At 67.9% G+C, this 24,802-nt stretch carries 18 protein-coding genes; 9 read left to right on the top strand and 9 right to left on the bottom strand.

Going from position 1 to position 24,802, the window contains the following annotated elements; translation table 11 throughout:
* Positions 1-41: 41 nt before the first annotated feature.
* The 3 genes from V7060_RS17045 (at position 42) to V7060_RS17035 (ending at position 3,714) form a co-directional block, all read left to right on the top strand.
* On the top strand, positions 42-2,081 hold the full coding sequence (locus V7060_RS17045) for an NADPH-dependent 2,4-dienoyl-CoA reductase (protein ID WP_334180412.1): 2,040 nt from the start codon (positions 42-44) through the stop codon (positions 2,079-2,081).
* Positions 2,082-2,415: 334 nt separating this feature from the next.
* The gene (locus tag V7060_RS17040) at positions 2,416-2,871 is read left to right on the top strand and encodes a cell wall hydrolase (RefSeq protein WP_062352321.1); all 456 of its coding nucleotides are present in this window, start codon (positions 2,416-2,418) and stop codon (positions 2,869-2,871) included.
* A 231-nt stretch (positions 2,872-3,102) separates the two neighbouring features.
* Positions 3,103-3,714, top strand: coding sequence for a glutathione binding-like protein (locus V7060_RS17035; protein WP_334180411.1), 612 nt, complete (start codon positions 3,103-3,105; stop codon positions 3,712-3,714).
* Positions 3,715-3,732: 18 nt separating this feature from the next.
* Here the strand turns inward: V7060_RS17035 and V7060_RS17030 are convergent, their stop codons facing one another.
* From V7060_RS17030 to prpB, 3 genes are all read right to left on the bottom strand, one after another.
* Positions 3,733-4,230, bottom strand: a complete 498-nt coding sequence (locus tag V7060_RS17030; RefSeq protein WP_334180410.1) for a hypothetical protein — start codon at positions 4,228-4,230, stop codon at positions 3,733-3,735.
* A gap of 290 nt (positions 4,231-4,520) precedes the next feature.
* Entirely contained in the window at positions 4,521-5,672 is a 1,152-nt protein-coding gene (prpC, locus tag V7060_RS17025) for a 2-methylcitrate synthase (protein ID WP_334180409.1), read from the bottom strand.
* A 149-nt stretch (positions 5,673-5,821) separates the two neighbouring features.
* Positions 5,822-6,706 carry a methylisocitrate lyase gene (prpB, locus tag V7060_RS17020; RefSeq protein ID WP_334180408.1) on the bottom strand — a complete coding sequence of 295 codons (885 nt, stop codon included), beginning with the start codon at positions 6,704-6,706 and terminating at the stop codon, positions 5,822-5,824.
* Between the two features lie 135 nt (positions 6,707-6,841).
* Between prpB and V7060_RS17015 the strand changes: the two genes are divergently transcribed.
* The gene (locus V7060_RS17015; protein WP_334180407.1) at positions 6,842-8,068 is read left to right on the top strand and encodes a citrate synthase family protein; all 1,227 of its coding nucleotides are present in this window, start codon (positions 6,842-6,844) and stop codon (positions 8,066-8,068) included.
* 84 nt (positions 8,069-8,152) lie between these two features.
* A complete protein-coding gene (locus tag V7060_RS17010) occupies positions 8,153-9,559 on the top strand; it encodes a M14 family zinc carboxypeptidase (protein ID WP_334180406.1) in 1,407 nt (468 codons plus the stop codon).
* Between the two features lies 1 nt (position 9,560).
* On the opposite strand, the gene prpE is transcribed toward V7060_RS17010, so the two are convergent.
* The 5 genes from prpE to V7060_RS16985 form a co-directional block, all read right to left on the bottom strand.
* Positions 9,561-11,462 carry a propionate--CoA ligase gene (gene prpE / locus V7060_RS17005; protein WP_334180405.1) on the bottom strand — a complete coding sequence of 634 codons (1,902 nt, stop codon included), beginning with the start codon at positions 11,460-11,462 and terminating at the stop codon, positions 9,561-9,563.
* 228 nt (positions 11,463-11,690) lie between these two features.
* Positions 11,691-12,677 carry a malate dehydrogenase gene (locus V7060_RS17000; RefSeq protein WP_334180404.1) on the bottom strand — a complete coding sequence of 329 codons (987 nt, stop codon included), beginning with the start codon at positions 12,675-12,677 and terminating at the stop codon, positions 11,691-11,693.
* Positions 12,678-12,757: 80 nt separating this feature from the next.
* Complete coding sequence (locus V7060_RS16995; RefSeq protein WP_334180403.1) at positions 12,758-13,960, bottom strand: pyridoxal phosphate-dependent aminotransferase; 1,203 nt, start codon at positions 13,958-13,960, stop codon at positions 12,758-12,760.
* A gap of 128 nt (positions 13,961-14,088) precedes the next feature.
* Positions 14,089-14,871, bottom strand: a complete 783-nt coding sequence (locus tag V7060_RS16990; protein WP_334180402.1) for a hypothetical protein — start codon at positions 14,869-14,871, stop codon at positions 14,089-14,091.
* 52 nt (positions 14,872-14,923) lie between these two features.
* The gene (locus V7060_RS16985; RefSeq protein WP_334180401.1) at positions 14,924-15,421 is read right to left on the bottom strand and encodes a peptidylprolyl isomerase; all 498 of its coding nucleotides are present in this window, start codon (positions 15,419-15,421) and stop codon (positions 14,924-14,926) included.
* Between the two features lie 361 nt (positions 15,422-15,782).
* Here V7060_RS16985 and typA point away from each other — a divergent pair, with 361 nt between their 5' ends.
* From typA to V7060_RS16965, 4 genes are all read left to right on the top strand, one after another.
* Positions 15,783-17,612 (top strand): translational GTPase TypA, encoded by a 1,830-nt coding sequence (gene typA / locus V7060_RS16980; RefSeq protein WP_334180400.1) that lies wholly within the window; start codon positions 15,783-15,785, stop codon positions 17,610-17,612.
* 15 nt (positions 17,613-17,627) lie between these two features.
* A complete protein-coding gene (locus V7060_RS16975; RefSeq protein WP_334180399.1) occupies positions 17,628-18,098 on the top strand; it encodes a DUF2127 domain-containing protein in 471 nt (156 codons plus the stop codon).
* 51 nt (positions 18,099-18,149) lie between these two features.
* The gene (locus V7060_RS16970; protein WP_334180398.1) at positions 18,150-19,748 is read left to right on the top strand and encodes an amidase; all 1,599 of its coding nucleotides are present in this window, start codon (positions 18,150-18,152) and stop codon (positions 19,746-19,748) included.
* Positions 19,749-19,850: 102 nt separating this feature from the next.
* A complete protein-coding gene (locus V7060_RS16965; protein ID WP_334180397.1) occupies positions 19,851-23,369 on the top strand; it encodes an EAL domain-containing protein in 3,519 nt (1,172 codons plus the stop codon).
* 19 nt (positions 23,370-23,388) lie between these two features.
* On the opposite strand, the gene V7060_RS16960 is transcribed toward V7060_RS16965, so the two are convergent.
* Positions 23,389-24,783 (bottom strand): 3-deoxy-7-phosphoheptulonate synthase class II, encoded by a 1,395-nt coding sequence (locus V7060_RS16960; RefSeq protein WP_334180396.1) that lies wholly within the window; start codon positions 24,781-24,783, stop codon positions 23,389-23,391.
* Positions 24,784-24,802 lie beyond the last annotated feature (19 nt).

Below are 24,802 nucleotides of genomic sequence, written 5' to 3'. Positions count from 1 at the left end.
CATCGTGCGCCCACCCATACGCACGCGTATCCACCGCCCGCATGACGTCGACCGCCGCCACCGACTCCCCGTCCTATCCGCACCTGTTCGCCCCGCTGGACCTGGGCTTCACCACCGTGCGCAACCGCGTACTGATGGGTTCGATGCACACGGGCCTGGAAGACCGGGCCAGGGACTTCCCAAGGTTGGCGGCCTACTTCGCCGAGCGCGCGGCCGGCGACGTGGGCCTGATCGTCACCGGCGGCTTCTCGCCCAACCTGGTGGGCTGGCTGAAGCCGTTCGGCGGCAAGCTGTCGTGGCCGTGGGAAGCGCGGCCGCACAAGTTCGTGACGGCGGCAGTCCACGAACATGGCGCGAAGATCTGCGCGCAGTTGCTGCACGCCGGCCGCTACGGCTACCACCCGCTGACGGTGGCGCCATCGAAGCTCAAGGCACCGATCAATCCCTTCACCCCGCGCGCGCTGTCGGCCCGTGGCATCGAGCGCCAGATCAACGCCTACGCCAACGCGGCGAAGCTGGCGCGCGACGCCGGCTACGACGGCGTCGAGATCATGGGCTCGGAGGGGTACTTCATCAACGAATTCACCGCCCCGCGCACCAACAAGCGCAACGACGCCTGGGGCGGCACGCCGGAGAAGCGCATGCGCTTCGCGGTGGAGATCGTCCGCCGCGTGCGCGAAGCGGTCGGTCCGGACTTCATCCTCATCTACCGGCTGTCGCTGATCGACCTGGTCGACGACGGCAACCAGTGGGAGGAAATCGTCGCTCAGGCCAAGGCGGTGGAGGCGGCCGGCGCCACGATCATCAATTCCGGCATCGGCTGGCACGAGGCGCGCGTGCCGACCATCGTCACCTCGGTACCGCGCGCGGCCTTCGTCGACGTCACCGCCAAGCTGAAGCCGCATGTGCGCGTGCCGCTGGTGGCGACCAACCGCATCAACATGCCCGAGGTGGCCGAAGGCATCCTCGCCGCCAGCAAGGCCGACATGGTGTCGCTGGCGCGGCCATTGCTGGCCGATCCGCAGTGGGCGGCCAAGGCGCGCGCCGGCCGGCCGCAGGCGATCAACACCTGCATCGCCTGCAACCAGGCCTGCCTGGACCATGTGTTCGAGAACAAGCTCGCCAGTTGCCTGGTCAATCCGCGCGCCTGCCACGAGACCGACCTCGCCTACACGAAAACCTTCGCGCCGAAGACGATCGCCGTGGTCGGCGCCGGTCCGGCCGGCCTGGCCTGCGCGACGGTCGCCGCCGGGCGCGGCCACCGGGTGACGCTGTTCGATGCCGCCGACGAAATCGGCGGCCAGTTCAACTACGCCAAGCGGATCCCCGGCAAGGAGGAATTCCACGAGACGCTGCGCTACTTCCGCCACACGCTGGAAGAAGCGCGGGTCGAAGTGAAGCTGTCGACGCCGGTCACGGCCGCGGACCTGGCGGGCTTCGACGAGGTCGTGCTGGCCACGGGCATCACGCCGCGCAAGGTGGCTTTTCCCGGTGCCGACCACGCCAAGGTCGTCAGCTACGTGGACGTGCTGTCCGGCCGCGTCACCGTCGGTGCCCGCGCGGCGCTGATCGGGGCGGGCGGCATCGGCTTCGACGTGGCCGAGTACCTGACCCACGAGGGCCATTCGCCCTCGCTGGATCCCGCGCGCTGGATGGCCGAATGGGGCGTGGATCCGACCTTCGAGGCCCGAGGCAGCCTGGTGAAGCCGCGGCCGGAGCCGCCGGCGCGCGAGGTCTGGCTGCTGCAGCGCAGTGCCGGCAAGCCCGGCGCCCGGCTGGGCAAGACCAGTGGCTGGGTACACCGGGCCACGCTGAAGGCCAAGCAGGTGAAGATGCTGGGCGGCGTGGAGTACCTGGGCATGGACGACGCCGGCCTGCGCATCAAGGTGGACGGCGCCGAACAGGTACTGCCGGTCGACCATGTGGTGGTCTGCGCCGGCCAGGAGCCACGTCGCGACCTGGAGGCCGAGCTGATCGCTGCAGGTAGGACGCCGCACCTGATCGGCGGCGCGGACGTGGCGGCCGAACTGGATGCCAAGCGGGCCATCGACCAGGGAAGTCGCCTCGCCGCCGGCCTGTAGACGCGCCCGTAGATGGGGTCTGGAGGCCATTTTCCGGCCCGGCCCTGCGACGTTCCTCACAGTTTCCAGCCAGACCGGCACCCCTGGCGTCAAGCCGACCCGTTCAGGCCGAGTTGGGACTGCCCCCCCTACCTTGCGCCCACTTTCCGGCCCGCCGCCCAGTCTCAGGCGGGTTGAGCCCGGCGCTCGGATCCCTCTGATCCGGCCTTGCCGGTCCCCGGGCAGCCCGTGTGAAGGCTGCCTCCCCATGACGCCCTGCCGCATGTCCCAGGTTTGCCGCTCCCATCGTGACGGGGGAGGCAGGGGTGCGGGAAAGACGGAGCAAGGAGTTCCCATGAAACTGGCCTGGATCCTATGGCTGTCGCAGATGTTGCCGCAGCCGGCCGCCGATTCGCTTTGCCTCAGCACCACCGTGTACCTGGAAGCCCGCGACCAGACCCTCCGCGGCCAGCAGGCCGTCGCCGAAGTGGCCCTGCGTCGCCGCGACAGCGGTCTGTGGGGCGACTCCGTCTGCTCCGTGGTCACCGCCCGCAAGCAGTTCGCCCCGACCATCGTCGGCCCCAACACCCGCCTGAAGAACCCGGACGCGTGGGCCAAGTCGGTCACCGTCGCCCTGAACGCCGAGCGCAACTGGGCGCTGCCGCCCGGCCAACGCAAGGAAATCGTGCCGGGCGCCAGCCACTTCATGGCGCACCAGATCGCCAGCCCGAGCTGGCGCAACGCCTACCACGTGGCCACCATCGGCGACCACACGTTCCTGCGCGTGCAGAAACTCAAGCCGCGCTCCTAGAAACGAGAGCGTCCGGACGCGTGATGCCGTACGCGGCGTTCCGATCACCGAAGCCGAACCCGCATGGCACCTACTCCCCCTCTCCCTCCGGGAGAGGGCAAGGGGTGAGGGCGAACCGCCGCGATGCCCACTCCTCGCGCACAACACGATACGTTGCACCAAGCATCACGCTGCAAACATTCCAGGCCCGCGATAATCGCGGGCCTTTCTTCTTCCTCGTGGGGATACCGCATGAAGCTCTACACCAAGCCGGGCGCCTGCTCGACCGCCGACCACATCGCATTGCAGTGGACCGGCCAGCCATTCGACGTACAGGTGATGACCGCCGCAGAGATGAAGCAACCCGCCTACCTGGCGATCAATCCGACCGGCGCCGTGCCGGCCATCGTCGATGGCGATTTCGTGCTCACCCAGAACGCCGCGATCATGGGCTACATCGCCGATACCTGTCCGCAGGCGCATCTCGCCGGCGATGGCTCGCCGCAGCAGCGCGCGCAGGCGGCGAAGTGGTTGTCGTTCGTGAATTCCGACCTGCATCCGGCGTTCCTGCCGCTGTTCGCACCGGCACGCTTCATCGGCGACGAAGCGCAGTTCGATGCCGTGAAGGACGCTGCCCGCAAACGCCTGCGCGGTCTGTTCGAAAGCGCGGAGAAACAGCTGCAGGGCCGCGAGTGGCTGGCCGGCTTCCGCAGCTACGCCGATCCGTACTTCTACATCACGCTACGCTGGGCCGCGCGCACCGGTGTGGATCTGTCGGGCCTGCCGAACCTCGCCGCGTTCACGCAGCGCATGGAGTCCGATGCAGGCGTGCAGGCGGCGTTGAAGGCCGAAGGCCTGAGCTGATCGCCGCGGCGGCGCGCGTCAGACCATCGACGCGCGCACATCCTCCAGCCAGCGCGTGGCGAAGGTGTGGTCGCGCGCCTTGGTCAACGCGGTGGCGACGTCGGGCAGCAACGCGACCAGTTCATCCGCATCCGCGCAGCGCTCGACCTTGAGCTGCAGGAAGTAGCCCTTCAGCCCGATGTACGAACGGATGTCGTCGGTGACGCGCGCATACAGCAGGTTGTAGCGGTCGGCGGGCGTCCTCGTGGAGGCCTGCAGGCCTTCGCCCGTCCTGGGGGCGGCCACCGCCGCGAGTACCCAGGCCGCGCCCGAGCGCCGCTCGATCAATCCTTCGTCCGCCAACTGCTGCAGGGCATCGTCGGGCGCATGCAGCCCGCTCATCATGGCGCGCAGTTCGTCGTCGTTGCGCTGGCCATCCACCAGCAACAGGATCGAACGCAAGCCCGCCGGCAGCTTGCGCGTGCGCTGCTGGATCTCGTTGCGTCCTGCCTCGGTCTTGCACCACATGGTCTGCATGGCGTCCCCCCGCGCAGCGCACCGGGCCCCTCCCGGCGGCTGCGACATCCCCATGAAGGATGCAGTAGTACCCGGCTCGCCGTTCCGCGGCTCAAACGCGGGTCACACAAACGATACGGGGCCGTCCGACCTTCGTCGAAACGGCCCCGCGGGACGGTGGCGCGCACCTCAGCGCTGGTCGATCGGCACGAAGGCCAGGTCTTCCGGCCCCGTGTAAAAAGCCCCCTCACCCTTTCCCCTCTCCCGCAAGCGGGAGAGGGGACGTTGGCGCCATGCGGGTTCGGCTTCGATCAGCGCCGGTCAAGCGGAACGAACTCCAGATCCTCAGGCCCCGTGTAATTGGCGCTGGGGCGGATGATCTTGCCGTCGATGCGCTGCTCGATGACGTGCGCGCTCCAGCCGCTGGTACGGGCGATCACGAACAGCGGGGTGAACATCGCGGTCGGCACGCCCATCATGTGGTAGCTGACGGCGCTGAACCAGTCGAGGTTCGGAAACATCTTCTTGATGTCCCACATCACCGACTCCAGCCGTTCGGCGATGTCGTACATCTTCATGTTCGACTGCTCGGCGGAGAGATCCTTCGCCACGTGCTTGATGACGTCGTTGCGCGGGTCGCCGGTGGTGTAGACCGGATGGCCGAAGCCGATCACCACTTCCTTGCGCTCCACGCGCGCCTTGATGTCGGCTTCCGCTTCGTCGGGCGATTCGTAGCGCTTCTGCACTTCGAAGGCCACTTCGTTCGCGCCGCCGTGCTTCGGTCCACGCAGCGCACCGATGCCGCCGGCGATGGCCGAATGCATGTCGCTGCCGGTGCCGGCAATGACGCGGCAGGTGAACGTGGACGCATTGAACTCGTGCTCGGCGTACAGGATCAGCGAGGTGTGCATCGCGCGCACCCAGCTGTCCTTCGGCGTCTCGCCGTGCAGCAGGTGCAGGAAGTGGCCACCGATGGAGTCGTCGTCGGTTTCCACGTCGATCGCGCGGCCGTTGTGGCTCCAGTGGTACCAGTACAGCAGCATCGAACCCAGCGAGGCCATCAGCTTGTCGGCGATGTCGCGCGCGCCGGGATGGTTGTGGTCGTCCTTCTCCGGCGACACGCAGCCGAGGATCGATACGCCGGTGCGCATCACGTCCATCGGATGCGCCGACGGTGGCAATTCCTCCAGCGCGGCCTTCACCGCGGCCGGGATGCCGCGCAGCGACTTCAGCTTGGCCTTGTAGCCGGCCAGCTCGGCGCGGTTGGGCAGCTTGCCGTGCACCAGCAGGTAGGCGACTTCCTCGAACTCGCTGGTGGTGGCCAGGTCGAGGATGTCGTAGCCGCGGTAGTGCAGGTCGTTGCCGCTGCGGCCGACCGTGCACAGCGCGGTGTTGCCGGCGGCAGTGCCCGACAGGGCAACGGATTTCTTCGGCTTGAAAGGGACGCTCTCTGACATGTTCAACTCCTCATCTTGATTTGGAGCCCCTCTCCCGATGGGAGAGGGGTTGGGGTGAGGGTTCGGCGAAATCCGTGCAGTTCGAACATCGCCGGCTTCGCCGTACCCTCATCCGCCCTTCGGGCACCTTCTCCCGAAGGGAGAAGGGGTATTAGCTATTTCTTGGAGGAAAACAGGGCATCGAGCTTCTGCTCGAAGGCGTGGTAACCGATGCGGTCGTACAGTTCCTCGCGCGTCTGCATCGTGTCCACGACGTTCTGCTGGTGGCCATCGCGGCGGATCGCTTCGTACACGTTCTCCGCGGCCTTGTTCATCGCGCGGAACGCCGACAGCGGGTACAGCTGGATCGCCACGCCGACGGACGCCAGTTCGTCGCGGGTGAACAGCGGCGTCTTGCCGAACTCGGTGATGTTGGCCAGCACAGGCACCTTCACCGCATCGACGAAGCGTCGGTAGGTCGGCAGGTCGTACGCGGCTTCGGCGAAGATGCCGTCGGCGCCCGCTTCGACGCAGGCGATGGCGCGCTCGATGGCGGCATCGACGCCTTCCACCTGGATGGCGTCGGTACGCGCGATCAGGAAAAAGTCCGGATCGGTCTTCGCATCGGCCGCGGCCTTGACGCGGTCGACCATCTCGCCAGCCGACACGATCTCCTTGCCCGGCCGGTGGCCGCAGCGCTTGGCGCCGACCTGGTCTTCGATGTGGCAGGCGGCGGCGCCGGCCTTGATCAGCGACTTCACCGTGCGCTCGATGTTGAACGCGCTGGGACCGAAGCCGGTGTCGATGTCGACCATCAGCGGCAGGTCGCAGACGTCGGTGATGCGGCGCACGTCGATCAGCACGTCTTCCAGCGTGTTGATGCCCAGGTCGGGCAGGCCCAGCGAACCCGCGGCGACACCGCCGCCGGACAGGTAGATGGCCCGGTAGCCGGCGCGCCTGGCCAGCAGGGCGTGGTTGGCGTTGATGGCGCCGATCACCTGCAGCGGCGATTCGGCGGCGAGGGCGGCGCGGAATGTCGCGCCTGCGGAAACGGAACTCATGGGAACTCCTGTCGATCTGGCCACCGGACGAGCCGGACGCCGGAGGTGCGTGAAGGGTACGCCCCTCTTCGGGACGCAAATCTGGCACCATCTGCGGGGTTGATCAATCTTGATCGGAAGAATCAATATTTCCGCATGGCCTCCGCCACCGACCTGCTCTCCGCGCGCGAAACCTGCCAGTTGCTCGGCATCAGCCAGGCGACGCTGTACGCCTACGTCAGCCGCGGGCTGCTGGAATCGCGCCCCGGCAAGGACCACCGCAGCCGCCTGTACCTGCGCCAGGACGTGGAACGGCTGGCGCAGCGCAAGCAGGTGGGGCGCGGCGCGGCGCGGGGGGCGGCGCAGAGCCTGGACCGCGGCCTGCCGGTGCTGGAGACGCAGATCTCGCTGATCCGCCCGGATGGCCCGTACTACCGCGGCCGTTCGGCGATCGCGATGGTGCACGAAGGCGCCACGCTGGAGGACGTGGCCAGGCAACTCTGGGACGGCGGCGACGAGGATCCGTTCGCCGTGCGGTCGTCGGCGCAGTGGCCCGCAGTGGTCGCGGCGCTCGCCATGGACGCCGCGCTGCCGCCGCTCGAACGCGCGATGGCCGCCATTCCGCTGCTGGCACTGGACATCCGCCACTCCTTCAACTCGGCCCCGCGCGTGCGCCACGAGATCGCGGCGGGGCTGCTGCGCCACAACGCCGCGCTGCTGGTCGCGCAGCCGCCGTCCGACGCCCCGGTGCACCGCGTGCTGGCGCAGGCCTGGCGACCTGGCGACGACGGCTTCGCCGAGCTGGTGCGCGCCGCGCTGGTGGTCTGCGCGGACCACGAACTCAATGTGTCCGCGTTCGCGGCGCGCGTCGTTGCCTCGACCGGCGCACACCTGCACGCCACCGTGTGCAGCGGACTGGCGGCGCTGTCGGGTCCACGCCACGGCGGCGCCACGGCGCGCGCGTATGCGCTGATCGCCGATGCGCGCGAGGCCGCGTCGGCGCGCGCCTTCATCAGCGAACGCTGGCAGCGTGGCGACGACCTGCCCGGGTTCGGCCACGCGCTGTACCCACAGGGCGACCCGCGTGGCGCGGAGTTGCTGGCGCGCGCACGCGAGCGGCACGCCGGCACGCGCGACATGGCGGCCCTGGAGCCGCTGATCGTCGCTACCGAAGAGATCAGCGGCCTGCGACCGAACATCGACTTCATGCTCGCCGCGATCTGCCATCTCAACCGGCTGCCGGCGACGCCGGCGCTGGTGATGTTCGCTGCGGGACGCCTTGCGGGCTGGCTGGCGCACGCGCTGGAACAGCAGGCACTGGGAGGCCTCATCCGTCCACGCGCGCGCTATACCGGCATAACCCCGTCCGCCACATCGCCATGACGCAGGCATCGGGCGCACGCCGCGTTTGACATCCCCGGCGCATGCGGGGACCCTGCCCTTGCCCGCTTTCCAACCGCTGCTGCAATGCGCCCTGCCCTCACCCTGTGCCTGCTGTTGACGATGATGACCCCCACCACCATCGCCCGGAACACCCACGACGCGACGCCCGCGGCAACGGCGGACGCCGCCACGGCGCCCGTGCCGCCACCGCCGGCCTGGCTGTCCGACCTCGATGCGCTGTACGACGCGAAGCTGCGTGTCGCCGGCCTGGAAGACCGCACGTTCAACGCGGAACACTGGTGGTCGGTCGCCACGCCGCTGCTGGAGCGCCGTCACGGATTCCGCATCGATGAGATCGGCCGCAGCGTGGAAGATCGCCCGCTGCGCCACGTGCGCTGGGGCCAGGGCAAGACGCCGGTGCTGCTGTGGTCGCAGATGCATGGCGACGAAAGCACGGCGTCGATGGCGCTGGCGGACCTGTTCCGCTTCCTCGGCGACCATGCGGATCATCCGCTGGTGAAGCGGTTGCAGGCGAGCACCACGCTGCACGTCTTCCCCATCGTCAATCCCGATGGCGCCGCGCGCTTCCAGCGCCGCAACGTGCAGGGCATCGACATCAATCGCGATGCACGCATGCTGGCCACGCCCGAAGCGCGCACGCTGAAGGCGCTGTTCGACCAGGTGAAGCCGGTGTACGGCTTCAACCTGCACGACCAGCGCGTGGGCTACCGCGCGGGCGACTCCGACCGTGGTACCGCCATCGCCCTGCTGTCGCCGCCGTACAACCACGCCGCCGACGTCAACGACGTCCGCACGCGCGCCATCGAGGTCGCTGGCGTGATCCGCTCCGCGCTGGAGCCATACCTCGCCGGGCATATCGCGCGCTGGGACGAGGAGTTCGACCCGCGCGCGTTCGGCGACCTCACCACGCAATGGGGCGCGAGCACGGTGCTGATCGAGGCCGGCGGCATCGAGGGCGACGTGCAGAAGCAGCGCCTGCGCAAGCTGTATTTCCTCGGCCTGGTGGCGGCCCTGGACAGCATCGCGACCGGCAGCCACGCGGGCGTGTCGCCGGCGCTGTATCGCGACCTGCCCGAGAACGGCGACGTGTGGCCCGACCTGCGGGTGCGCGGCGGCACGCTGTCCGTGCCGGGCCGGCCACCGTTACGCGCCGACCTGCTGGTCAATTTCCGTAATCCGTTGACCGAAACCGACGGCGCCATTGCCGACGTCGGCGACCTCGGGACGAAGCGGGCGCGTCGCAGCATCGATGCACGCGGCCTGTTTGTGGTGCCGATCCCGGGGCATGCGGGCGAACGCGTGGCGATCGAAGCGAACGACGATAGCGACGAAGATGCACGCGCACCGCAGCCGCTCACGCCCGGTGCAAGCGCACGCTTCGTGCTGAGCCGCGACCCGCAGGGCCGCGACGTGGTGTGGACGCTGGATGGCAGCGTGGACCCGGCGGCACCTTCGCCAACGACGCGCTGAATCAGCTGCCGACGTCAGGTCCGCGCTGCAACGCGCGCTTCACTTCCTCCAGCGCGTTGGGGTCGTCCAGCGTGGACAGGTCGCCCGGATCGGCGCCCTGCGCAAGCGCCTGCAGCGAGCGCCGCAGCAGCTTGCCCGAGCGCGTCTTCGGCAGCGCGTTGACGATGTAGACGCGCGCCGGCCGCGCGACCGCGCCCAGGCTCTGCTCCACCGTGCGGCGCATGCCGTCGGCCGCCTGCACGCGCGCCTGCGGCTCGTCCGTTGCTTGGCGCAACGTGGCGAACACCACCGGCACCTGCCCCTTCAGTTCGTCGGCCACACCGATCACGGCCGCTTCCGCCACGGCCGCGAAACCGGACACGGATTCCTCGATCTCGCGCGTCCCCAGGCGATGGCCGGCGACGTTGATGACGTCGTCGGTGCGCCCGAGGATGAAGGTGTAGCCGTCCTCGTCGCGGATCGCCCAGTCCAGCGAGCTGTAGAGCAGTTCCTTGAAGTGGCTGAAGTAGCTGGAGAGGAACCGCGCATCGTCGTTCCAGATCGTCGTCATGCAGCCCGGTGGCAGCGGCGGCTGCATCACCAGCACGCCTTTCTGGCCCGGCCCGACTTCGTCGCCCGTGCTCTCGTCGATCACCTTCATCCGGTAGCCGAGGTTCGGGAAGCCGGGCGAACCGAACCGCACCGGCTTCATGTCCAGCCCCGGCAGCAGCGTCAGCGCCGGCCAGCCGGTTTCGGTCTGCCAGTAGTTGTCGATCACCGGTTTGCCGATCGCGTCCGTGATCCAGTGCGCCGTCGGCTCGTCCAGCGGCTCGCCGGCAAGGAACAGGTACTTCAGCTCGGACAGGTCGTGACGCTTGATGAAATCGATGTCGTGCTTCTTCAGCACGCGCACCGCGGTTGGCGAGGAAAACATCGTGCGCACGTTGTACTGCTCGCACAGCGCCCACCAGATGCCGGCGTCGGGACTGGTCGGCAGGCCTTCGTACAGCACCGAGGTCGCACCGACGATCAGCGGACCGTAGACGTTGTACGAATGGCCCACGGCCCAGCCGACATCGGAGGTGGAGAACATCACCTGCCCCGGGCCGACATCGAACACCGTGCGCATGGACAGCGCCATCGCCACCGCATAACCGCCGACATCGCGCTGCACGCCCTTCGGCTTGCCGGTCGTACCGGAGGTGTAGAGCAGGTAGCTGGGTTCATTCGATTCCAGCCATTCCACCGGCACGTCGGCATCGCCGACCTGTTCGCGCAACGTGGCGTAGTCCTCGTCGCGTCCGGCCACGTTCGGTTCGGCGGGATCCAGCCCGCGCGACACGATCAGGACCTTCGGCGGCGGTGTGGTCGCCTTGGCGCAGGCCTCGTCGACCAGCGGCTTGTACGGAATGATCTTGCCGCCGCGGCTGCCGGCATCGGCGGCGATCAGCAGCTTCGGTTGCGCGTCGTCGATGCGCAGCGCCAGGTTGTGCGCGGCGAAGCCGCCGAACACCACCGAGTGCACCGCGCCGATGCGCGCGCACGCCAGCATGGCGAACACGGCTTCGGCCATGTTGGGCATGTAGATGACGACGCGGTCGCCACGACCGACATCGAGCTTCTTCAGCACCGCCGCGAACGCATTCACTTCGCGGTACAGCTCGCGGTAAGTCAGCTCGCGGGTGACATCAGTTTCGGTGGACACCGCCACCAGCGCCAGCTGGTCACCGCGCTCGGCAAGATGGCGGTCCACCGCGTTGTAGCAGAGGTTGGTCTGCCCGCCGACGAACCAGCGTCGGAACGGCGGGGTGGAGTAATCCAGCACCTGCTGCGGCGGCACGTGCCAGTGGATCGCCTTCGCTTCCTCGCCCCAGAAGGCCTCGGGCTGCTCGATCGAGCGCCGGTAGACGTCTTCGTATGCCATGCGCCCCTCCCAGATGCAGCGACTGGGGCAGCATAGTCCTGCACCATGGCAACGACCTTCCTACCTTGGTCGCATGGCGCCCCCAGGAGGCGTCAACGCACGTAACTCCACACGCGTCGCAACGCGCCCGGGTATTGATCGGCGGGATTGCGTGCGTTACGGGAACGCATCTCCACAACACGAAACGCCGGGCATGGCCCGGCGTTTCGTTACCTCATGGAGCCGGAATCAGCCCAGCAGGTGCGCCACGCCGCTGCGCTCTTCTTCCAGTTCGCCCAGCGTCTTGTCGATCGCGGCCTGGCTGAAGGCGTCGACCGGCAGGTCTTTCACCATCGTGTATTCGCCGTTGTCGGTGGTGACGGCGAAGCCGAACATCACGCCTTCCGGAATGCCGTAGCTGCCGTCGGACGGAATGCCCATCGTCACCCACTTGCCGTTGCTGCCCAGCACCCAGTCGCGCACGTGGTCGATGGCGGCGTTGGCGGCCGAGGCGGCCGACGACAGGCCGCGCGCTTCGATGATCGCGGCGCCGCGCTTGCCGACCTGCGGGATGAACGTGTTCGCGTTCCAGTCGGCGTCATTGATCTTGTCCTTCAGCGACTGGCCGCCGACGGTGGCGAAACGGTAGTCCGGATACATGGTCGGGCTGTGGTTGCCCCACACGACCAACTTGTCGATGTCGCCCACGGCCACGCCGGCCTTGCTGGCCAGCTGCGACAGCGCGCGGTTGTGGTCCAGCCGCAGCATGGCGGTGAAGTTCTTCGCCGGCAGGTCGGGCGCGGACTTCATCGCGATGTAGGCATTGGTGTTGGCCGGGTTGCCGACCACCAGCACCTTGACGTTGCGGCTGGCGACCTTGTTCAGCGCGGCGCCCTGGGCGGTGAAGATCTTGGCGTTTTCGAGCAGCAGGTCCTTGCGCTCCATGCCCGGGCCGCGCGGACGCGCGCCGACCAGCAGGGCCACGTCGACGTCCTTGAACGCGACTTCCGGATCGTCGGTGCCGATGGTGCCGGCCAGCAGCGGGAACGCGCAGTCTTCCAGTTCCATGATCACGCCCTTCAGCGCGGCCTGGGCTTTCTCCAGCGGCAGCTCGAGCAGTTGCAGGATGACCGGCTGGTCCTTGCCCAGCATTTCGCCGGAAGCGATGCGGAACAGCAGCGCGTAGCCGATCTGGCCAGCAGCGCCGGTGACGGCAACACGGACGGGGGTTTTCATGATGCGGATCCTCGGGGTTACGTAGGCGGGCCAAGGCACGCCGCGTGGGGAAATGGCGGGCCAAGGCCCACCCTGTGGGGTTACTTCAACTCGGCAAAGAATTCCTGGAAGCGCTGCAGCCCCGGCGCCAGCTGCGGCGTCGGGCAGGTGTAGCTGATGCGCAGCGCGCGCGGCTCGCCGAACGCGGAACCCGGCACGCAGGCCACGCCCTTCGCGTCGAGCAGCACGTTGCAGAAGTCGACGTCGTTTTCGATCTTCACGCCGCCGTGCGACTTGCCGAACGCGCAGCTGATGTCCGGAAACACGTAGAACGCACCCTGCGGCCGCGGGCAGACCACGCCGGGGATCGCCTGCATGGCGGCCAGCACCTGGTCGCGCTTGGCCTGGAACTCGGCGTTCTTCGCGGCTGGCACGTCCTGCGGACCGGTGAGCGCGGCGATGGCTGCGGCGGTGACCACTTCCGGCACGTTGGTGATGTGGTTCGAGTTCATCGTGGTCAGCGCCTTCGCAACCACCTCGGGACCGGCCATGAAGCCCACGCGCCAGCCCGGCATGCCGTAGGTCTTCGACAGCGAATCGACGAACACCGTGCGCTCGCGCAATTCCGGCCGCGCCTGCACGAAGTTGGTGTATGCCAGCCCGTCGAACAGCATGCGGTTGTAGATGTCGTCGGTGATGATCCAGGTGTCCGGATGCTTCACCAGCACGTCGGCCAGCGCGGCGACTTCATCGCGCGTGTAGACCATGCCCGTCGGGTTGGACGGGTTGTTGAACAGGAAGACCTTCGGCTTGTGCGTCGCCAGCGCGTCGTCGAGTTGCGCCGGCGTCAGCTTGTAATCCTGGCTGGCCGGGCACGGCAGCGGCACGGCCTTCGCGTTGACGATGTCGGCGATGTCGGCGTAGGTGGTCCAGTACGGCGACGGGTAGACGATGGTGTCGCCTTCGTCCAGCAGCGATTCGGCCAGGTTGTAGAGGATGTGCTTGGCGCCGATGCCGGTGGACAGGTTGGCGCGCGTGTAGCCGGTCAGGCCCAGCGCCTCGATGTGCTGCAGGAAGGCATCGAGCAGCGCGTCGGTGCCGCGGTTGCTGCCGTACTGTCCCGAGTCCTTCGCCAGCGCGTCGCGCGCGGCCTGGTAGACGTGGTCGCCGGGCAGGAAATTCGGAACCCCGATCGAGAAGCTGATGATGTCGCGACCGTCGGCCTTGAGCTTCTTGGCCTTCTCGGCGACCGCCATGATCGCACTGGGCTTGGCGCGACCGATGCGCCGGGCAAGCAGGGGCATTGCACAACCTCGCGTGGAAACGGTGATGGGGCGTCGCCGCCGTCTTTTTTGCGGCGCAAAATGGTATCACGGCGTCCCGCCGCGACCGACTGGCCAATGGTCCAAGCCGGCGGCAGGATCGCCCGCCGTTACTGGTAGTCGACGACGTCGCCCAGGTCGTAGTTCTCGTCGAAATAGGCCTGCCACTGCGCGTACGCCGCGCGCAGGCAAGTGGGCGAATCGCAGGCATCCAGTTGCCGGGTTGCGGCAGCGACCGTGCGGTCCCCGTCGGGGTACCGGTCCGCCAGTTCCTTGAACTGCCTGCGCATGGCCGCATCCAGGGCACCGAACTCCTCATGCCCGCAGACGAGCGCGGCGCGCACGCTGCCGGCCGACGCATCGGTGTCGCAGCGGCCCGGGGCATCGTCCTGCCGGGCAGCGGTGCGGACCGCCTCGGCGACGCCCTCGCGGTCGCGCGTGGTCAGGCGGCGCACGAAGCCGAGGGACTCGGTCTGCCCACCACCCCACGTGATGCGCAAGGTAAACGCCCCGTCCACTTTTTCGTCCGGCACCTTGCGCACCGTGACGGTTTCGCTGGGCCCGGTGTCCGAGGTCACGTGCAGGGCCAGCGTGGAGTTGTCGAGGTCGACATCCTCGACCTTTCCGTCCAGCCAGGCGCCGTCGCGCACGACGCGCAGGCCACCGTCCGTTTCCCATTGGAAGAGGTACAGCGTTTCGGCGTCGTCGCCCTCGCTTTCCTCGGTGCTCCACAGGCCCTCCAGGCTCTGCTGGAAACGTTCCGCGCTCGCTGCCTCCACCTCCGGCGCGGCAGCGATGGCATCGGTGCCAGCGTCCTGGCGACAGGCCGCCAGCATCAGGGGGGCGACGAGCAGCACGGCCACGCGCAACAGGCGCAGGCGACGGTCCTTCATGGTGGCGCTCCCTACAAAGGAAGGGCCGGTGAAGACCGGCCCCTCGATGCCATCACGCCGACAGGGCGCGGTTCCATTCCGCCACGCGGTCGGCCTTGGCGGCCAGCACGGCATCGGCATCACCGGCGATGGTGACCTTGGTGATCAGGTCGCCCTGCTTCACCGCATCCACCACATCCAGGCCTTCGGTGACCTTGCCGAACACGGTGTGCTTGCCGTCGAGCCACGGGGTGGGCACGTGGGTGATGAAGAACTGGCTGCCGTTGGTGCTGGGACCGGCATTGGCCATCGACAGCACGCCGCGCTCATGGCGCACGCCGTTGGTGGTCTCGTCCTCGAAGCGGTAGCCCGGGCCGCCGCGGCCGGAGCCCTCGGGGCAGCCGCCCTGGATCATGAAATCGGGGATCACGCGATGGAAGTTCAGGCCATCGTAGAAGCCGCGCTTGGCCAGGTTGACGAAGTTGGCCACCGTCAGCGGGGCCTTGTCGGGGTACAGCTCGATCGTGATCGGGCCGCGCGAGGTGTCGAAAGTGGCGGTCAACTGGCTCATCGGGTGGTTCTCCAGGGGTGAATTGAGGGGACAGGCGGGTCTGTGCGACCGTCGCGCGCCGGCACGGGCCGGGAGCGCCAACGATGATCGCGCGCCACCACCGCAGCCCGATCGGCCGTGGCGGTCGCCAGAGGAAAGACAGGCGCCCGTTCAGGCGCCCTCCGCTTCCCAGATCACGACGATACGGGGCGATTTCAAGGGGAGCGCCCGCCGCTGGCGGCGTTCATTCTGGCGTTGTTCGGAAAATCAGGTGCTTAGCGCGCGATAGCCCGTTATAATACGCCGCCTTCTTTCCTCCCCGTCCTCGCGCCCTGCCCCTTCGAAGGGGGTATCCGGGTGCGTTTTCCCGATCCCAGAATCCATGTCCATCCAAAACCTCCGCAATATCGCGATCGTCGCGCACGTCGACCATGGCAAGACCACTCTCGTCGATCAGCTGCTGAAGCAGTCCGGCACCCTCTCCGAGCGCACCGTGCTGGCCGAGCGCGTGATGGACAGCAACGACCAGGAAAAGGAACGTGGCATCACGATCCTGGCCAAGAACACCGCCATCACCTGGCAGGGCAACCGCATCAACATCGTCGACACCCCGGGCCACGCCGACTTCGGTGGCGAGGTCGAGCGCGTGCTGTCGATGGTCGACACCGTGCTGATCCTGGTCGACGCGATGGACGGCCCGATGCCGCAGACCCGCTTCGTCACCCAGAAGGCCTTTGCGATGGGCTTCAAGCCGATCGTGGTGATCAACAAGGTAGACCGCCCCGGCTCGCGTCCGGAGTGGGTCGTGGAGCAGGTGTGGGACCTGTTCGACCGCCTGGGCGCCACGCCCGAGCAGATGGATTTCCCGATCGTGTACGCGTCGGCGCTGAACGGCTATGCCGGCCTGGAAGACAGCGTGCGCGGCGGTGACATGACGCCGCTGTACGAAGCGATCATGCAGCACGCGCCGAAGCCGGAAGTGGATCCGGACGGCGCCTTCCAGATGCGCATCAGCCAGCTGGACTACAACAACTTCGTCGGCGTCATCGGCATCGGCCGCATCCAGCGTGGCACGCTGAAGAAGAACATGCCGGTCGCCGTCATCGACCGCGAAGGCAAGAAGCGCCAGGGCAAGGTGCTGCAGGTGCTGGGCTTCCTGGGCCTGGAGCGCATCGAGCAGGACAGCGCCGAGGCCGGCGACATCGTCGCCATCTCCGGCATCCAGGACCTGACGATTTCCGACACCGTCTGCGCGCTGGAAACCCCGGAAGCGCTGCCGGCGCTGACCGTCGACGAGCCGACCATCTCGATGACCTTCCAGGTCAACAACTCGCCGTTCGCCGGCCAGAAGGACCTGTCGGGCGGCAAGTTCCTGACCAGCCGCCAGCTGAAGGAGCGCCTGGAGCGCGAGACCGTGCACAACGTGGCGCTGAAGGTCGAACAGCTGGAAGACGCGGACAAGTTCCTGGTCTCCGGCCGTGGCGAACTGCACCTGTCGGTGCTGATCGAGAACATGCGCCGCGAGGGCTATGAACTGGCCGTGTCGCGTCCGGAAGTGATCATCAAGGAAATCGACGGCCAGCTGATGGAGCCGATCGAGCAGCTCGTCGTCGACGTGGAAGAAGTCCACCAGGGCGGCGTGATGGAGAAGCTCGGCACCCGCAAGGGCCAGTTGAAGAACATGGAACCCGATGGCAAGGGTCGCGTGCGCCTGGACTACCAGATCCCGGCCCGTGGCCTGATCGGCTTCCAGAACGAATTCAAGACGCTGACGCAGGGCTCGGGCCTGCTGTTCCATGTGTTCGACCACTACGGTCCGAAGGAACAGGGCGCCATCGCCAAGCGCCTGAACGGCGTGATGATCGCCAATGCGCCGGGCGCCACGCCGGCCTACTCGCTCGGCCCGCTGCAGGAGCGCGGCAAGCTGTTCGCGGCCGAAGGCGACAACGTCTACGAAGGCCAGCTGATCGGCATCCACTCCAAGGACAACGACCTGACCGTCAACGCGATCAAGACCAAGCCGCTGACCAACATGCGTGCCTCGGGCAAGGACGATGCGATCCAGCTGACCCCGGCGATCAAGTTCTCGCTGGAGCAGGCGCTGGACTTCATCGACGACGACGAGCTGGTCGAGATCACGCCGAAGGAAATCCGCCTGCGCAAGAAGTTCCTGACCGAAAGCGACCGCAAGCGCGCCTCGCGCGCCGCCTGATCGCCGCACCGCGCCTTGGAGACCTCCGCGTACAACCCGGACCCCAGGGCGCACCCCGGGCTGCACGCCATCGCCCTGTTCGAGGGCGCCAAGGGCGTGCTGGCCCTGGCCTTCGCCGGCGGCTTGCTGGCGCTCGGCCCGGATCGCCTGCGCGAGAGCGTGCAGGCGATCGTCGCCCGCTTCATCCCCGACGCCGGTCCCGGCGTGATGGGGCAGTGGCTGGACAAGATCAATCCCGAGTCCGTCCACATCGCGGTAGTGATCATCGCGGTCTACGCCGGCATGCGCCTGCTTGAAGCCTGGGGCCTGTGGCGCGCGCGCGCCTGGGCGTCGTGGCTGGGCTGCATCGGCTCGGCGGCCTACCTGCCGCTGGAGATCGACGCGCTGTACCGCCACCCCGGCTGGCCGACCGCAGCGCTGCTGGTCGTCAACCTGGTGATCGTCTGGGTCCTGTGGCGCGACATCCGCCGGCGCAAGAAGATTTGACGCACGGCCCGGGCGCTGCGTAGCCTGCGGCAACCCCGCGAAGGTGATTGCATGCGTCGATCCCTGCTGCCGTTCTGCCTGACGCTCGCCCTGGCTGCCTGCCAGCCGGCGACGCCGCCGGCCGCGACGGCACCCGCGCCGACCGATTTCATCTACGCCGAGCTCGACATCGCCGACCTGCAGGCGCGCATGCAGGCGGGCGAACTGGACAGCCGTCGCCTGACGCAGGCCTACCTGGACCGCATCGCCGCCGTCGACAAGACAGGGCCGCACCTGAATGCGGTCATCGAACTCAACCCCGATGCACTGAAGGAAGCCGCGCTGCGCGACGTCGAGCGGCGCGCCAATACCGTGCGCAGCCCGCTGCACGGCATTCCGGTGCTGCTGAAGGACAATATCGATGCGGTGCCGATGGCCACCTCGGCCGGCTCGCTCGCACTCAAGGATTTCCGCCCGGCCCAGGATGCCTTCCTGGTCCGCCGCCTGCGCGATGCGGGCGCGGTCATCCTCGGCAAGACCAACCTGAGCGAATGGGCCAACTTCCGCTCCTCCCATTCCACCTCGGGCTGGAGCGGACGTGGCGGCCAGACCCGCAATCCCTATGCGCTGGACCGCAATCCCTGCGGATCGAGCTCGGGCAGCGCGGTGGCGGTCTCGGCGAACCTCGCGGCGGTCAGCGTCGGCACCGAAACCGACGGCAGCATCCTCTGCCCTGCCGCGATCAACGGCGTGGTGGGCCTGAAACCGACCGTCGGGCTGGTGAGCCGGCAAGGCATCCTGCCGATCTCACACAGCCAGGACACGGCCGGCCCCCTCGCCCGCAACGTGTCGGATGCGGCTCTGCTGCTGGCCGCACTGGCCGGCCGCGATGCGGCGGATGCCGCGACCACCCAGGCCGCCTGGAATACCACGCTGGACTACAGCGCACGCCTGAAGACAGGCGCATTGAAAGGCGCGCGCATCGGCGTGCTGCGCAGCAAGGCAGCGATCCATCCCGACGCCGCCGCCGCGCTGGAAGGCGCCATCGAGGTGATGCGCGAAGCCGGTGCGATCGTCGTCGACGCGGAGATCCCCACCGACGGCCAGTGGAATGCGGACGAACTGCAGCTGATGCTCTACGAGTTCAAGTACGGCGTGGAGCGCTACCTGGCGGAACGCAAGGCACCACTGACCACGCTGACGCAGCTGATCGGCTACAACGAACGGTATCGCGTGTCCGAGATGCCCTTCTTCGGCCAGGAGCTGTTCGAACAAGCCAATGCGAAGGGCGGCCTGGGCGAAGCGGACTACATCACGGCCCGCAGCCGTGCGCGCCGGCTCGCGGGTCCGGAAGGCATCGATGCGGCGCTCAAGGCCCAGCAACTGGTCGCGCTGATCGCCCCCACGACCGGACCCGCCTGGCTGACCGACCACAAGGCCGGCGACCACTTCCCCGGTGCCGGCTACAGTGCCGCCGCGGTCGCGGGCTACCCCAGCCTCACCGTGCCGATGGGCCACAGCGACGGCCTGCCGCTCGGACTGGTGTTCATCGGGCCGGCGTGGAGCGAAGCGCAGCTGATCGCGCTGGGCTACGACTATGAACAACGCACGCGGGCGCGCAAACCGCCCGAGTACTGGCCCACGCTGCCACCGCGCACACCCCGTCGCTGACCCCCGCCGCTCAAATGTGAGTCTTTTCGTGCAAGAGAGTGCTTGCAGGCGGTGCGCGTTCGTGGCGTCATAGCCGTCAACCAGCAGGCGGGGGTCGCACGCGTGGAGTCAGGCGCGGACCGGGCATCGGAACTGCGGGCGTTCAGTGGATCGGGATCCACCGCCCGGCGGCGGCAGCGCAACCTGAATTCACTGGCGTGGGGCGTGCTGGTCATTGCCTGCCTGCTGTCGCTGTGGTCCGGCGCCACCGCGTGGCAACAGACCCGAGAGCACGCACGCGCGCAATTCGACGCACGCGCCGATGCCATCGCCACTGCGATGTCCACGCACATGAACGCCTACGAAGACACGGTGCGCGCCGCCGCCGCCGTGCTGGAAGGGCGCGGCGATATCGAGCAGGACAGCTTCCGTGCCTTCGTGGAGAAGCTGCAGGTGCCCACGCGCCAGTCGGGTGTGCATGGCCTGGGCTTCGCCCGTCGTGTACCGCTTGAGCAACGCGACGCCTACCTCGCCGCGCAACGCGCGCGCTACGGCGATGCATTCGCCATCCACCCCGCCGGTGATCGCAGCGAATACGTCGTCATCGACCTGCTGTATCCCGACGCGCCCGGCATGCGGCCCCTGCTCGGCAAGGACGTGATGGCGGAACCGCTGCGCCGCGGCGCCATCGAGTCCGCGCGCGACAGCGGCGAGCTCGCCGCCGCCCCGCTGGTGGCGCTGGGCGACGCCACGAAAGGCAGCACCGGCCTGGCGGGGTTCCTGTTGTACGCGCCCGTGTACGCCGATGCGGTCGCGGCGCGCGAGGGCGTGGACGCGCGACGCCGCCTGTTGCGCGGCTTCGCCACCGCAGGCTTCGGCTGGCGTCAGGTGATGGAGGATGCGATAGGCCGCACCGATGGCGGCGAATTCGATCTGCAGTTGCTGTCCCGCGAGCATGGAACAGCGCCGATCTTCCAGACCCAGGTGTTGGCGCATCGCCATGGCGAACACTGGCAGCCGGCCTTCACCGCGCAACGCGACCTCCACCTGCTGGGGAGCGAATGGCGCTTGGTCCTGTATTCGCCCCCGCTGCGCGATGCCCTGCCGGGGCTGGCATCCATCGGGCTGCTGAGCGCATGCGGCATCGGCCTCGGGCTGCTGCTGTTCCTGCTGCTGCACAACCTGGCGCGCACGGAGCGCCGCAGCCGGGCGCTGCTGGACGCCGTCGCCGACCACCTGCCCGCCCTGATCGCCTACATCGACGGCAGCGGCCACTACGGCTTCGCCAATCGCGCCTGCCGCGCGTGGTCCGGCATGCAGGAAGAATGGACCGAGCGGCACGTGGACGATGCGCATGCGCACGCGCCGGACTTCCTCGCCGCCCTCCGGCGCGCCATGCAGGACTGCACGCCGGACCACTGGATCGCCTGGGAGGCCGAACTGGGGCAGCCGGCGCGACCGGTGCATCTCTACCTCGTGCCCGACGTGGAGTCCGGCAGGAAGATCGTCGGCTGGTACCTGATGGGCAACGACGTCGGCGAGCAGCGCCAGGCGCACCGCGAACTTGCGATGGCGCGCGATCACCTCAAGCGCGTCACCGATCGGCTGCCTGCGATGATCGCGCAGTTCGATACCGGACACCGGCTGTTCTTCCACAATCGCGCCTTCACCGAACAGGTCCGGTGGCGGAATCCACCGCAGGCCGGCATCCACATGCGCGACCTCTTCGGCGAAGAGGCGTATCTCCGGCGCACGCCCCACATCGAGACGGCACTGTCGGGCCGCGATGGCGAGTTCGAGAGCAGCTTCACCACCGCCGATGGCACGCGGAGGATGCACAGCTTCTACACGCCCGACATCGACGACACGGGGGCGGTCTGCGGCTTCTTCGTCATGTCGATCGACATCACCGAAAAGGCCCGCCTGGAACACGCCCTGCACGATGCCAACGAACTGGCCGAGGTCACGCTGACGTCGATCAGCGAAGCCGTGATCACGGTGGATATCGCGAGCCGCGTGACCTACATGAATCCCGCGGCGGAGGCGCTGTGCGGCTGGGGCCTGGAGCAGGCGCTGGAACAGCCGCTGGACCGGGTCGCACCACTGGTTCGCATCGACGCCCAGGCAACCGACGAAGAGCCGCACGCCGTAGGCCTGCCCGGCGACCTGCAACTGGAGCGCCGCGACGGCAGCCGCATGCTGGTCGAACGCTCGCTGTCGTCCATCCACGACCGCGACGAGCGCATGGTCGGCACCGTGATGGTGTTGCGCGACATCACCGAATCCCGCGCACTCAGTTCGCGCATGACCTACCTGGCGCACCACGATGCGCTCACCGGCCTGCCCAACCGGCTGCAACTCAACGAGCGCCTGGGCCAGGCCATCACGCATGCCACCAATCACGGCAACGGCATCGCCGTGCTGTTCCTGGACCTGGACCTGTTCAAGCACGTCAACGACGCACTGGGCCACCATATCGGCGACGAACTGCTGCAACAGGTGGCGCGTCGCATCCAGCGCAACATCGGCAATCTCGGCACGGTGTACCGCACCGGCGGCGACGAGTTCGTGGTGCTGCTGCCCGACATCCTGACGCGCGACGGCGTGCTGCAGATCGCGGACCGGCTGCTGGCGCTCGGCGGTACGCCCTACACGGTGGCCTCGCACGAACTGCATCAGGCCTTCAGCATCGGCATCAGCCTGTTCCCCGAGGACGGCTACGACGCCGCCACGCTGATGATGCGTGCCGATGCCGCCATGTACCTGGCCAAGCGCAACGGCCGCAACGCGACGCGTTTCTACACGCGTGAACTCGCATCAAGCGTGGACGCGCGCATCGAACTGGAGAACAGCCTGCGCCGCAGCTTGCGCAACGGCGACCTATCCCTGCACTACCAGCCGCAGATCGACTGCGTGAGCGGCCGCATCGTCGGCGTCGAAGGCCTGGCCCGCTGGCAGCGCGGCGACCGCCTGATGATGCCGGGCGAGTTCCTGCCGATCGCCGAAGAAACCAACCTCATCGTCGACATCGATCAATGGGCGATCCGCGCGGCGTGCCGGCAGAACCGGATCTGGCAGCAGGCCGGACTACCCCCCATCCGCGTCTCCGTCAACATCGCCGCCGCGAACTTCGATACCGACGATCTGGTGGACACGGTAATCGAATCACTGCAGGACAGCGGCCTGCCCGCCGAATTCCTCGAACTCGAAGTCACCGAAACCACGCTGATGCGCGACGTGCAGCGCACCGACCGCACGTTGCGCGCGCTGAAGGCCCTGGGCGTGCGCATCGCCATCGATGATTTCGGCACCGGCTTTTCCAGCCTCAGCTACCTGGGCAACTACGGCTTCAACGTGCTGAAGATCGACCAGTCGTTCGTCCGCGACGTGTCCGAGCCGAACCAGGCCGCCATTACCCGGGCGATCATCAGCCTGGCCGCACAGCTGCAGTGCCGCACGATCGCCGAGGGCGTGGAAACACCGGAACAGGCCGCGTGGCTGGCCGCCAATGGCTGCGACGAACTGCAGGGCAACTACTTCAGCAAGCCGGTGCCGGCGGCGGAGTTTGCGAAACTCTACGCACGGGGCACGACCTGGAGCATCCCGCAGGGCGCAGCCGCCGCCCACACGCACTGGTCGTGAAAGCGGCTCCGATACCAGCTCAGCGCGCCGACGGGGCCGCCAACTGGTTCTGCTTGCGCACGATGCACATCGCGATCTCCAGCGACTGCTCGTAGTTCAGGCGCGGATCCACCGTGGAGCGGTAGGCGCGCTCCAGATCCGCGTCGGTCAGTTCGCGCGCACCACCGGTGCATTCGGTGACGTCTTCGCCGGTCAACTCGAGGTGTACGCCGCCCAGGCGCGTGCCGGCCGCCGCGTGCAGGTCGAACGACTGCTCGACCTCGCCGCGGACGTTGTCGAAACGGCGCGTCTTGAACCCGTTGCTCGTGCTTTCCGTATTGCCGTGCATCGGATCGCAGACCCACAGCACCCGGCGCCCGTCCCGACGCACCGCATCCAGCAGCGGCGGCAGCTTGTCGGCGATCTGTGCGGCGCCCATGCGATGGATGAAGGTCAGGCGTCCGGCCTCGTCTTCGGGATTCAGCACGTCGATCAAACGCAGCAGCTGGTCGGGCGTGACCGACGGGCCGACCTTGATCGCGATGGGGTTGCGCACGCCACGCAGGTATTCGACGTGCGCGCCATCGACGGCGGCCGTTCGCATGCCGATCCAGGGATAGTGCGTACTGAGATTGAACCAGCCCCACTGGCGCGGCACCTCGCGCGTGAGCGCCTCTTCGTACGGCAGCAGCAACGCTTCGTGCGAGGTGTAGAAGTCGATCCGGTTGAGGTTGTGCACTTCCGAGCCCGACAGGGTTTCCATGAACCTCACCGCATCGCCGATCGACACGACCATGTGCTGGTATTCGCTCGCCAGCGGCGAATAACCGACCCAGCTGAGGTTCCAGTATTCGGGATGGTGGAGGTCGGCGAAACCGCCGTCGATCAACGCGCGCACGAAATTCATCGTCATCGCCGAGCGCGCGTGCGCCTTGATCATCCTGCGCGGATCCGGCACCCGCGCTGCGGCCGTGAACTCGGGGGCGTTGACCACATCGCCACGGTAGCTGGGCAGCGTGACGCCATCGCGCGTTTCGGTATCGGCCGAACGCGGCTTGGCGTACTGCCCGGCGAAGCGCCCGACACGCACCACCGGCAACCGCAAGCCGTGGACCAGGACCAGGCTCATCTGCAGCAGCACTTTCAGCCGGTTGGAGATGGTTCCGGATTCGCAATCGCTGAAGTTTTCGGCGCAGTCGCCGCCCTGCAGCAGGAAGCGCTTGCCTTCCTGCGCCTCGGCCAGCTGCTTCTTCAGCGAAAAGATCTCCCACGACGTCACCAGCGGCGGCAACTGGCGCAGTTCGCCCACGGCGGACTCCAGCGCGGCCGCGTCGGGATAGGTCGGCATCTGCATCGCAGGCCGCGCGCGCCAGCTGTCCGGCGCCCAGTGGGGCGGCAGGGTGACGGCGCGCAGATTGCGGTCGGACGGATTCATGGTGGACTCCTTGTGGCCC

Source organism: Pseudoxanthomonas sp. (genome assembly GCF_036845285.1).
Taxonomy (GTDB): Bacteria; Pseudomonadota; Gammaproteobacteria; order Xanthomonadales; family Xanthomonadaceae; genus Pseudoxanthomonas_A.
The sequence above is the reverse complement of the archived record's forward strand: the minus strand, read 5'-3'. Positions and strand labels throughout refer to the sequence as shown.